Source organism: Aquincola tertiaricarbonis, from assembly GCF_000969605.1.
Taxonomy (GTDB): domain Bacteria; phylum Pseudomonadota; class Gammaproteobacteria; order Burkholderiales; family Burkholderiaceae_C; genus Aquincola; species Aquincola tertiaricarbonis.
In genome coordinates, this window is the sequence record NZ_KQ033893.1 from 1 (window position 1) to 10,321 (window position 10,321).

At 65.3% G+C, this 10,321-nt stretch carries 7 protein-coding genes and 1 pseudogene; 5 read left to right on the top strand and 3 right to left on the bottom strand.

Annotation, left to right across the window (positions count from 1 at the left end; translation table 11 throughout):
- Positions 1 to 29 precede the first annotated feature (29 nt).
- Positions 30 to 2,369, bottom strand: a complete 2,340-nt coding sequence (locus VO99_RS28490) for a putative bifunctional diguanylate cyclase/phosphodiesterase (protein ID WP_232315642.1) — start codon at positions 2,367 to 2,369, stop codon at positions 30 to 32.
- Between the two features lie 439 nt (positions 2,370 to 2,808).
- On the opposite strand from VO99_RS28490, the pseudogene VO99_RS31775 reads away from it, so the two are divergent.
- The 5 genes and pseudogenes from VO99_RS31775 to VO99_RS30710 all read left to right on the top strand — a co-directional run.
- Positions 2,809 to 3,000 (top strand): annotated as a pseudogene (locus VO99_RS31775) (LysR substrate-binding domain-containing protein); the annotation flags it as partial.
- Positions 3,001 to 3,193: 193 nt separating this feature from the next.
- Positions 3,194 to 3,454 carry a LysR substrate-binding domain-containing protein gene (locus VO99_RS31780; protein ID WP_198157121.1) on the top strand — a complete coding sequence of 87 codons (261 nt, stop codon included), beginning with the start codon at positions 3,194 to 3,196 and terminating at the stop codon, positions 3,452 to 3,454.
- A 577-nt stretch (positions 3,455 to 4,031) separates the two neighbouring features.
- Positions 4,032 to 5,137, top strand: a 1,106-nt coding sequence (locus VO99_RS28500; RefSeq protein ID WP_375136425.1) for an MCP four helix bundle domain-containing protein, incomplete at its 3' end; no start/stop codon positions are given.
- Between the two features lie 26 nt (positions 5,138 to 5,163).
- The gene (locus VO99_RS31700) at positions 5,164 to 5,568 is read left to right on the top strand and encodes a methyl-accepting chemotaxis protein (protein ID WP_310733685.1); all 405 of its coding nucleotides are present in this window, start codon (positions 5,164 to 5,166) and stop codon (positions 5,566 to 5,568) included.
- Between the two features lie 735 nt (positions 5,569 to 6,303).
- Complete coding sequence (locus VO99_RS30710) at positions 6,304 to 6,597, top strand: hypothetical protein (protein ID WP_198157122.1); 294 nt, start codon at positions 6,304 to 6,306, stop codon at positions 6,595 to 6,597.
- Between the two features lie 139 nt (positions 6,598 to 6,736).
- Here the strand turns inward: VO99_RS30710 and VO99_RS28505 are convergent, their stop codons facing one another.
- Together VO99_RS28505 and VO99_RS28510 are read right to left on the bottom strand one after the other, a co-directional pair.
- A complete protein-coding gene (locus VO99_RS28505; protein ID WP_198157123.1) occupies positions 6,737 to 7,888 on the bottom strand; it encodes a PAS domain-containing sensor histidine kinase in 1,152 nt (383 codons plus the stop codon).
- 967 nt (positions 7,889 to 8,855) lie between these two features.
- The gene (locus VO99_RS28510; protein WP_046116361.1) at positions 8,856 to 10,172 is read right to left on the bottom strand and encodes a DUF2254 domain-containing protein; all 1,317 of its coding nucleotides are present in this window, start codon (positions 10,170 to 10,172) and stop codon (positions 8,856 to 8,858) included.
- Positions 10,173 to 10,321 lie beyond the last annotated feature (149 nt).

The following is a 10,321-nucleotide window of genomic DNA, read 5'->3' on the forward strand; positions in this document are numbered from 1 at the left end:
CGCTGTCGTCGGCTTCGTCGCGTGTCATGTCAACCTGCGGCCGGGGTGGCGGGCACCGGGCGGGCGGCCGTATCCCGTGCGGGCGGCTGGAGCGCGGCGATCCGCTCGCGGTCGCGGGCCATGGGCTCGGGCCGGCCCAGCAGGTAGCCCTGCACCTCGTCGCAGCCCTCGGCGCGCACGCAGTCCAGGTGAGCCTGCGTTTCCACGCCTTCGGCCACCGTGGTCACGCCCAGTCGCCTGCCCAGCTGCGCCACCGCCTGCACGACGGCGGCGCATTCCGGTTGCAGCACTGCGTCCCGCACAAAGCTGCCGTCGATCTTGATCGTGTCGAAGGAGAAGCTGCGCAGGTGCGCCAGCGACGAATAGCCGGTGCCAAAGTCGTCCAGCGCCACGCGCACGCCGAGCACACGCAGCGCATGCAGTTCGGCCAGCGCGGCCTCGCCGTTGCACAGCAGCGCGGTCTCGGTCACCTCCACCTCCAGCCGGTGCGCCGGCAGTCCGGCACTTTGCAGCGCCCGCACCACCGCGGGCACCAGCGTTGCCTTGCCCAGCTGGGCCGCCGACACGTTGACCGCCACGCGTTCGCCCTCGGGCCAGTCGCGGGCGGCGCTGCAGGCCTGGTCCAGCACGAAGGCGCCGATGCGGTCGATCAGGCCCGCTTCCTCGGCCACAGGGATGAACTCGGCTGGCGAGATCCAGCCGCCCTCGGCATCGAACCATCGCAGCAGGGCCTCGCGCGCGGTGATGCGGCCGGACGCGATGTTGAAGATCGGCTGGAAGAAAACGAAGAGCCCCAGCGGCTCATCCAGCGCCGCGCGCAGCCGCTGCTCCACCGACAGCCGCTGCTGAATTCGGGTGAGCATGGCCTGCGAGAACACGCGCACGGTGCCGCGGCCCACCTCCTTTGCGGCGCACAGCGCGATGGCGGCGCGCGACAGCAGCGTCTCGCTGTCGGTGCCGTCGGCCGGCGACACCACGATGCCCATCGAGCCACCGATGCGCACCTGGCGGTCGTCGGGCAGCAGGTAGGGCGCGCTCACGCGTGACAGGATGTCATCGGCCAGCTGTTGCGCGGCCTGCGCGTCGTCGGCAGGCAGCACGATGGCGAACTCGTCACCCGCCACCCGGCCGACCGCCATGGTGCCTTCGGCGCAGCGGGCCTGCAGCCGGGAGGCGACGGCTTGCAGCAGAAGGTCACCGGCGCCCTGGCCGAGGGTGTCGTTCACCGTCTTAAAACCGTCCAGGTCCAGCAGCAGCACCGTGGCGCGGGCGCCTCCGCGCGCCAGCAACTGCGCCAGTTTCTCGCGCAGGGTGTAGCGGTTGACCAGGCCGGTCAGCGGGTCGAAGTGGGCCAGTTGCAGCACCCGGCGCTCGGCCTCTACCTGCGCGGTGACCAGCGCCATCGTAACCACCGGCCCGATGAATTCGCCTTGGCTGCCGGTGACCGCCGAGGCCTCCAAGTCGATGATGTGGCCGCCGACGGTCAGCCGGGCCTTGTGCGGCAAGCGGTTGCGGTCGGCCAGCAGGCGCCGCTGGTGCGCTGGGTCCTTGTGGAAGACGTCGATGCAAGCGCCCACCAGGTTGCAGGCGCGCACCGGCAGCAGGGGCTCGAGCTGCGCCACCAGGGCCTTGGCCGCCCGGTTGGCGTAGTTGATGCGCAGGCTGTCCTGCTCCACCGTCATCACCGCGATTGGCAGGTCTTCCAGCATGCGCAGCAGCCGCAGCTGCGCCTGCTCGCGATGGTTCGCGTCCTCGCGCGCCTTCACCATGCGGGTGAAGTCGGCCTCCTGGATGCGGATGATGATCAGCGCCGCGATTGTCACCAGCGCCAGGTTGATCGCCATCGCGCGGTGCACTTCGGCATCCGACAGCAGGAAGAACGAAAAAAACGGAATGCCGGCGCAGACGGCAATCAGCTGCGGCGCCGGCGGCGCATGGATCAGGCAGAACATGCAGCAGGTCATCGTCAACGCCATATAGAAGGCGACATGACCTTGCGCATAGGCATCGCCGCGCGTGAACAGCGCGAGGCTCCACAGCACCAACGCCGCCGAAAGCAGGACGGCGAGCAGGTAGGTGGTGGTGAGCTGCCGCCGGGCCGCGGCCACCGTCACGCGCGCATGGCGGCGCCGCCACCAGGCGGCCATCCGGATGACGAAGACCAGGCCAAAACCCGCGGCCGGGTAGGCGGTGAGGTGCACCGGCGCCTGGTGGCGGAACGAGAACGCCAGCACCACTGCATTGGCCAGCAGGATGAAGTACATCAGCGGCACGAGCCGCGACAGCGCGACAAAACGGGACGTGGTCAGGCTGTCGGGCGCGGACGCGGCTGTGTCCCGGGGCGCTGCCGGTGAGTCTGAGTCGCGCAAGCTGATGTTCCTCGGGTTCGACGCGCCCTTGCCGGCAGCATGCGCACGGGCCGAGGAGGTTATCGGCGCGCGAACCGGTCCGGAACAACTGCCGGCCTCCATTTCCTCCGCGATCGGGCATCGATCACGGTTTCTGTGTGCGTGACGTCATGGAACGCCAGTGCGCCGGCCAGAACTCAGAATCTGGGAGCGAATTTCGCCCCTGAAGCGCGTGTCGGCGCAGGGTGCTGCAACAAGTCGGGATGAAGGTGAACAATGCCATGTGCCACCACCTGCGGGGCACTGTGGGTGACGTTGTCCAAAGTCCGATCGGGACGTTGGCGACGCGCGTGCCTCTGGCGTAGCGCACGACGCGCAGCTTCAGCCTCACACCTGCAGGCAAGGCTTTTCGGGTGCAGGTGTGAGGCTGCTCGACGAGGCCCACCACGGAGTTCGGGGCATGGAACTGCTGAGGGCTGAACCACGTGGGCAGGTGCGGATCACGTGCTCGCACCATTTCGGCAACAAGCGCATCCTCCCGGCCTTGATAATGTTCCGGCGGCGCTCTCCGTCGGTTCGCCTGCATGTAGCGATGAACGAAGCCAACGTCGACCTGGTTCAGCAGGGCATCGAACTCGCGGTGCGGGCCGGGCCGCTGGCTGATTCCGATTCGTTGCGCGACGGCTGGTCAGCGAGGCGTCGATGCTGTGTGCTTCGCCCGCCTACCTGCGGCGCGTGCGGAACATCCCTCGGTGGCCGAGCTGTCGTCGCACCGCTAGGTGGTGTACCCGCCGGGCCAGCGGTCGATCCAGATCAGTCAGGATGGGCAGGCTGTCGAGCTTCACTTGACCGGCGACATTGTCACGGACAGCGCGGCAGCACGGCTTGCCTTCGTGCTGGCTGGCGAGGGCATTGCACGGCTGCCGGCTTACGACGCCGCACCGGCGTTGACATCGGGCGAGCTGGTGAGGGTAGTACCGGAAGTGCAGACGGCTCCGCTCGAGGTCTTCCTCGTACACGGGAAGCGGATCGGACCCAGTGCTCGCCTGCTGAGGGATTTCCTGCTGTCATCCCTGCAGGAGCCCATGTTGGGCGGCGCCGCGTAGCGAGTCGAATCGCTCCCGCGTGACGCCGGTGGCGTTTGCATTCGCTGGTGTACTTCTACACGTCGGGTGGGGCGGCAGACAGCGAGATCGAGGGCATCAGGCAGTAGCGCGTCCGGTGAATGAACAACCGGTTCACCGTGGTTGAAGCGTCAAGTCGCCACCCGCACCACGCCGGCCCCAGTGCAAGGCGGATCAGCGGGAGCCTTGGAGATCGCCTCGCCGAGGACGCGACCGAGCCACCGGCCTGCACGGCGGTGCGCGGTTGTGGGTGACGCGCGCTCGCGGGACCAATCGTGGACCTTGAGTTCTTGCTCAGGCTGTGCGGGCGCGGTCCTGGCCACCGAAGCGGGTCTCGTGGTCGCACCTGAGTGCTCCTGCAAGGGTGTGCCAACATGACTGGGCGACTGGTGTGCCCTGTGACCTGCGATCGAGAGTCCTAGCGGTAGCTCCACGAGCGGGCGTCTCGCTGTCGTCCGCTGGGCGCCTCAAGTTCCTCGGTGAGCAGACGAAATCCGCCGATAGGGGCGTCCGGGGCATAGCCGCAGTCGCGCACTAAGACCTGTACCCGGAGACTGGCATGAGACTGAACGAGCTACGTGTGGGCGTGCGCCTTGGCGGTGGATTTGCATTGATCCTGCTGCTGCTGGTCGGCATGTTGGCCACTGCAATCATGAGCCTGTCCCAGATTTCGAGCGATACGCAGGCGCTGATGTCCCAGCCCCTCGCAAAGGAGCGGTTGACCGCCGAATGGTCCCGCAATGTGGCGGTGGGCGTGACGCGTGCCAAAGCCATCGCCAAGAGCGCTGATCCCAAGACCGAGGCGCTCTTTGCTGAAGAAGCCAAGCTGTCCACGGCCCGTGGCAATGAGATCACCAAAGCCCTTGCCAGCATGCCAATGACGGCTGGCGAGCAAGCGTTGCTTGACAAGATCAACGAGAACCGCAAGCTCTACCTGCAAGCACGAGATGCGCTGATGAAGGCCAAGCGCAGCGGCGATGGTGCGGAGGCCGACCGAATCTACGAAGCGGAGTTCGTGCGCGTTGCCCCGGTCTACGTCGCGAGCATGCAGGAATTTCTGGACGTCCAGCGCTCGACCATCGATGCCACTTACCAGGCAATCGATGCAGACGTCACCAATAGCAAGCGCCGCCTTGCGGTGTTGGGTATGCTGGCAGTGTCGCTCGGCGGTGTCTTCGCGTATGTGTTGACCCAGTCGATCACTCGGCCAGTTGCCCGCGCCGCTGCCCTGGCCGACGCGGTAGCCAGAGGAGATCTGTCGAAGGTTCCGGTCGTCGAGGGCAGCGATGAGCTGGCCGGCTTGATGCAAGCGCTGGGCGGCATGAACGCCTCCTTGCACCACACCGTAGCGCAGGTGCGGCAGGCGGCCGACAGCATTCAAACGGCGAGCAGCGAGGTGGCGGTGGGGAACCAAGACCTCAGCACGCGCACCGAAAACACCGCAGCCAATCTGCAGCAGGCCGCGTCATCTATTGAACAGTTGTCAGGCACCGTCAAGTCGAGTGCAGAAGCGGCCCGCCAGGCCAACCAGTTGGCCATCTCTGCAGCCGGCGTGGCAACTCGAGGCGGGCAGGCGGTGCAGCAGGTTGTCACCACGATGGATGAGATCAACGCATCCTCGAAGAAGGTGGTGGACATCATCGGCGTCATCGACGGCATCGCCTTNGAACATCCTGGCCCTCAATGCGGCGGTGGAAGCCGCCCGCGCGGGTGAACAGGGCAGGGGCTTTGCCGTCGTCGCCGCGGAGGTGCGCTCACTGGCGCAACGCAGTGCCCAAGCAGCCAAGGAGATCAAGGTCCTGATCAGCGCATCCGTCGACAAGGCCGAAGGCGGGGCACGTTTGGTGGCGGCTGCGGGCCAGACGATGACCGAGATACTTGCCTCTGTGGAGCGCGTGTCGGCGATGGTCGGAGAGATCAGCACTGCCACGTCCGAACAATCAATTGGCATTGAGCAGGTCAACTCATCCGTCGGCGCGTTGGATCAGATGACACAGCAGAACGCGGCTCTGGTTGAAGAATCTGCTGCTGCGGCTGGCTCGCTGAGCGAGCAGGCGACCAAGCTTGCGGGAGTGGTATCGGTCTTCCGCTTGTAAGCGGCCGGAGTCACCGCCCAAACACCTCGCCATGGGCACGACGTGGTGGAGTGGTGGCTACGACATGAAAGGGATTGCCCCTGACCAGGCTTCGATGATGCGAGACACGCGGGCCGCGTGCTCTGCGGCCGTGGCCATTCCGGAGGATGCGCCCCGACGTCCTTGGCGACCGGGCCAACGGCTTGCACCGCGGCCCGCAGCTGTCACGGCGTGACGCCGAACGAACTGACGGGGCTGCCACCGGATCGGTACGAAGCCCCACTGCTTGCTGGTCTTTGCAGAGCCCCCAGCCGCGGCCCTCTAGTCGTCGCTCGTACGGATGCAGGTGCGGTCCTTGCGACCGGCTTGCGTCTTCTCGTCGCTCACTTGCGCTCGTGTCAGGCAGTTGCCCGTCGCGGGCAAGGCGCCGAGTCCACCACTTCGAGTCGCTTGTGCGCTGCCGTCAGCGAGGCGCTCGCCAACCGTCACCGGCTGGGGCGTTCAGTGCATGTCGAACCGTGTGCGCAAGCGGGGGCAGGGCCACAAGCCGCCCGGCCACTCGGTCGAAGGGCTCGTCGATTGACAGGCTGACGTTGGGCACACAGGCGGCCTCGATGGTGGTGACTGGCGTGGCCACGACCACCACCTTAGGCTGCCAGGCCGCAGCGCGTCAGCCATCGGCCTGCCAGGGCCGCTGTGGCCTCTTCGATCGTGCCTTGGAGCCACGCATCGAAAGCCGAGGGGTGACGGGGCACCATGGCCCGGTTGTCCTACATCGCGCACTCGGGTTACGAGTTGCAGGCGCCAACGAATCCAATCTGCCGGCGGCTTCTTCTATGCAGCTCGGAGCCGTCGCTCGTCAACCGACGGCGCAAGATGCATCCTGAGCCCATCCGGAATGACCCACGCGCGACGCCACCGCTGCTGACCGCGATGACTGGCGGAGCCTCGGGGCAGGCCAAGCGGTCCGGCGCTTTCCCGGCCGTGTTGCAAAAGCCGGTGGACGACCAGCAGCTGCTCGATCTGCTGGAACCCCTGAGTTTTCGCTGAGCGGTGAGACGCGCAAGGCCGGCTTCTGCGCGGCTGGATCAGCGGTGCAGAGGCTGCCGTCATGGCTGTGGTACTGAGCCAGGATGGCGCCGTGCGCATACCGCCTTGCGGTAATGATTCACCTCAAGCGTTTACGAGGTCAACATTCCGGTCGTGCAACCCTTTCGTTTCCCTCTAGCGGCAGCCGCACAGCGAACTCGCTGCCCTTACCGACGCCGGAACTGCGCACTTCCACGGTGCCACCGTGCGCTTGCACCAAGTCTTGGACCAGCGTGAGTCCTACGCCCAGCCCTTGACCACTGGTGGTCACCCGGGTGAACAAGTCGAAGATCGTCGGCAAAAGGTCGGGCGCGATGCCGATGCCCGTGTCCTCGACCCGGATCAGCACATGTTTGGGCTCCAGCGTGCACTTTATCCAGATCGCGCCGCCGTCCGGTGTGTACTTTAATGCGTTGCTGACCAGATTCACGACAATCTGGTGCAGACGCTCCCGATCGGCCCGCAACCACACCGGTCCTGGCGGGACCAGCACCTGTAGCAGCTGCTGCTTGCGGTGTGCCTGCTGTTGCAACGTGCGCTCCAGGCTCAGCAGTTCATGCGCCAGATCAAATTGCGACCAAGTCAGTTGCAGGTGCCCGGCATGGCTGCTGGCCAGGTCCATGACGTCGTCCAGCACCCGCACAAGCACGGCCATCTGCCGGCCCAGCGCTTCCACCGGTGCGGCCGTTTGCTGCGGTTCGGTGCAGCGACGCAAAAACTCGAGGTTGGCGCTCATCGGCGCGAGGACGTTGCGCAGCTCGTGCACCAGCCGCGTGAAGAAGACGTCCGTCGCCTCTTGTCGATGCGCCAGGGCCTGCAGTCGGTTCTCGGTCGCTTCCATGTGTGCCCGCAGATCAGTCCGGTCCCGCATGACCTTGGAGTAGCCGACGAGAACGTCCTGGTGATCGACGACCTTTTCGACGGTCCCGGTCATCCAGATGCGTGTGCCGTCCTTGCGCACGTGCCAGCGGTCATCCTCCGAGCGGCTGTCGGCGGCGGCCACAAACCGCTCGTGCGACGGCAGTCCGAGCGCCCGGTCTTCGCTGGTGAAGATGTCGTCGATCAGCCGGCCCAGCATCTCGGCCTCGCTGTAACCAAAGAGAGTGGGAGCCGCGCCACGCCATCCCACGATTCGCCCGTCCGGGTCGATCAGGACAAACGCGTAATCTTTGCTCTGGTCGAGCAAACTTTGGAGCAGCTGGACAGCCGTCAACGTCACAGCGGGGACATGCAGTCCATGAGGGTCAGGCATCGACAAACTCCGGGTGACGCCCCGCGACAAAGCGCTTGGCGAGGGGATGCCTCTGGAACCAACCGGGCGGACCTGGGCGGACGGGGCGGCGGAGCCGGCCGAGCCGTAAGCGGCCTCCAGCACTTTGAACCAGCGTCTGCTCGAAGATTCTACCCGTCGCGGGTTGCGCCACTCTCTACAGAGAGGCGCTGCGCTTGCGGTCGCTGTTTGGGCATGGCGACACAGCAGCAGTGCTTCCTTCGTCCCATGGCACACCATAGCTCGATCAGGGCGGCCGAAAGACGGTGCGCCATGCACCTGGCGCGATCGAAGAAGAGCGTCGCCCCGGTGGCTGACGCCGCGTCCTGTACTCCGTGCGACGGTGCCCCTCTGCTGCCCACCACGCTGATCCATGCAGCACCTTGCCCCGCGTCCTTGACCAGCTTCACGCAGTGAATATCAAGATCGTTGCGCGAACTGACCGGTTACCGTGAGCAACTTGCCATCAGTCGGTGGTCGAATGGCGCGGCGGAAGCAAGCGGCGTGACAAAGCAGATCACCACGGCAATGCGCAAGAAGTGGTCCTGGCTGGACACAAGCGGTACCGAAACGTCCCGACCACCGACCAGGAACGGAGCCTTGGCGAGCTCCTGAAGCTCACCGGGAACCGCCGCCGGCACGCTGCGAACGCCAAGCGCCGCGACGGCTGAAGCTGAGGCCGCGGTGCGATTCACACGACGGGCGGCGGCGCCGCAATCGCTTGCCCCGCGCGAAAGAACCATGGCGTTCAGCGGTTGCACAAGTCTGGACTAAGACACTGACGAACACCTGCCGGGATGCGACTCCGCAGTCTCGCGACTGTCCGGCGCTTGTCTGTCAACTCACACTGACAAGACTCCTCGCTAGCGCCGGCTCCGAGGCCGCAGCAGGCATCGATGGGCTTAAGGCACCAGGTAAGCTTGCAGCGATTTGCCGAACAGCGCGGCTGTCATCGAAGCACGAGCATCGCCTTTTCGAAACCGCGTTCAAGATTCTCTCGGTCGTCCGGTTCTGCAATGTCCCGAAGCCCCGCACTCCTGGTCAGCCGAGCATGTCGGCTCAGAACCAAACGCTGTTCAGCCGTCCTGGCATGACTTCCAACGGAGCCGATGGCGTCCAACAGGTGAATTAGAACCGCGGGCTTTGTGGACCCCGCTTGCCTGATCTGGTTGAAAGCCGCATCTATGGCCCCGGCATAGGTTGTCACACGTCGCAACAGCCGCACTTCGCCGGCGCCATCATGGAGTACGTCGGACGGCAGTTGCTTGACGCAGAGCCTTGATGCGCCACCTCTCAGTCGGTCAATCACGGCGAGCGCCGTGAAGGGATCGTTGATGCCAGGTGACAGCGCGCGCACCGCGACTTCGACCAAATGACGAATGGCAAATTCAAGATCCTGATTCGGCGTCCGCGCCTGCCCACTGACGATGAACTGGCCGATTTGGCGTCTCACTTGGTCCACATCCTCAGGGCACGGGTATAGAAGGACCTTCCTGTCGCCGTCGACAACAAAGTCGCCGGGTTTGAAGTCCAGTCTGACAACGGCTTGTCGCTTCGCTGCCCAGGCCAGGATTCCCTCAAACTGCACGGATTGCACGTAGCCCTCTTTGGGCAAAGGGATTCGAGTCGCCACCGCCTCGAAGTCAGGACGTATCGCCACAGTCGGCATCAGAACGGCTGAAGCAAGGTCAGGCAGTTCGGAGATCGCCAAGTTGAGCTCATCGTCCGCACGCCGCACGACCTCCTCCGCCGTCATCGAAGTTGCCACACCTTGTATGAAGGCGAGAAGCGCAAGGACGCTTAGCACGGCGAGCAAAGCTCCCACGGCGACAGCAACATGTGGAACCTGGGTGGCTTGCCAACTTCCCTGAACGGAGCGCAGCACGAGCAGGAGGTAGACGATTGTCATGATCAATGTGCCGAGCACTGCTTCGTTCAAACGGTTGGCGCGGAAGACGCGTATCAGACGCGGCCCAAAATTGCTCGCTGCCAGCGAGAGCGCTACGACTGTCACCGAGAAAGCCATACTCGCCATGGTGATGACGGACGTGAGGAGGGTGGACAGCAGCAGCTGGGCGTCCTGACCGCTTCCGCCTTGAATCCAGGCAAATAGCGGGTTGCCTTCCACGCTCCAGCCATGTCCCAACCGAGGCAGCCAAATCGCCAGGCAAAGTCCGGCCAAGAACATGGCGCCCGGCGCAAGCCACAAGCTTGTCTTCACCGCGTCGGAGCTGGCTCGCAGCCAGTTGATGATCGCGCTAACCATGGTGCACCCGATGTGTTTGCGCAATCGCGTAGGAGGGCGTCCCGTTCGAACACGGCGTTTCCATGCCCGCCGCCTGCAGCCGCCACAGCCGCTCGAATAGGCCGCCGCGCTGGCGCAAGCTCTGCGGCGGCCCGTCCTCCACCACGCGG

Excerpts from the sequence above, each read along its gene's own strand:
- VO99_RS30710 (WP_198157122.1), top strand. The coding sequence starts at position 6,304 with ATGGCCCGGTTGTCCTACATCGCGCACTCGGGTTACGAGTTGCAGGCG.
- VO99_RS28505 (WP_198157123.1), bottom strand. The coding sequence starts at position 7,888 with ATGCCTGACCCTCATGGACTGCATGTCCCCGCTGTGACGTTGACGGCT.
- VO99_RS28510 (WP_046116361.1), bottom strand. The coding sequence starts at position 10,172 with ATGGTTAGCGCGATCATCAACTGGCTGCGAGCCAGCTCCGACGCGGTG.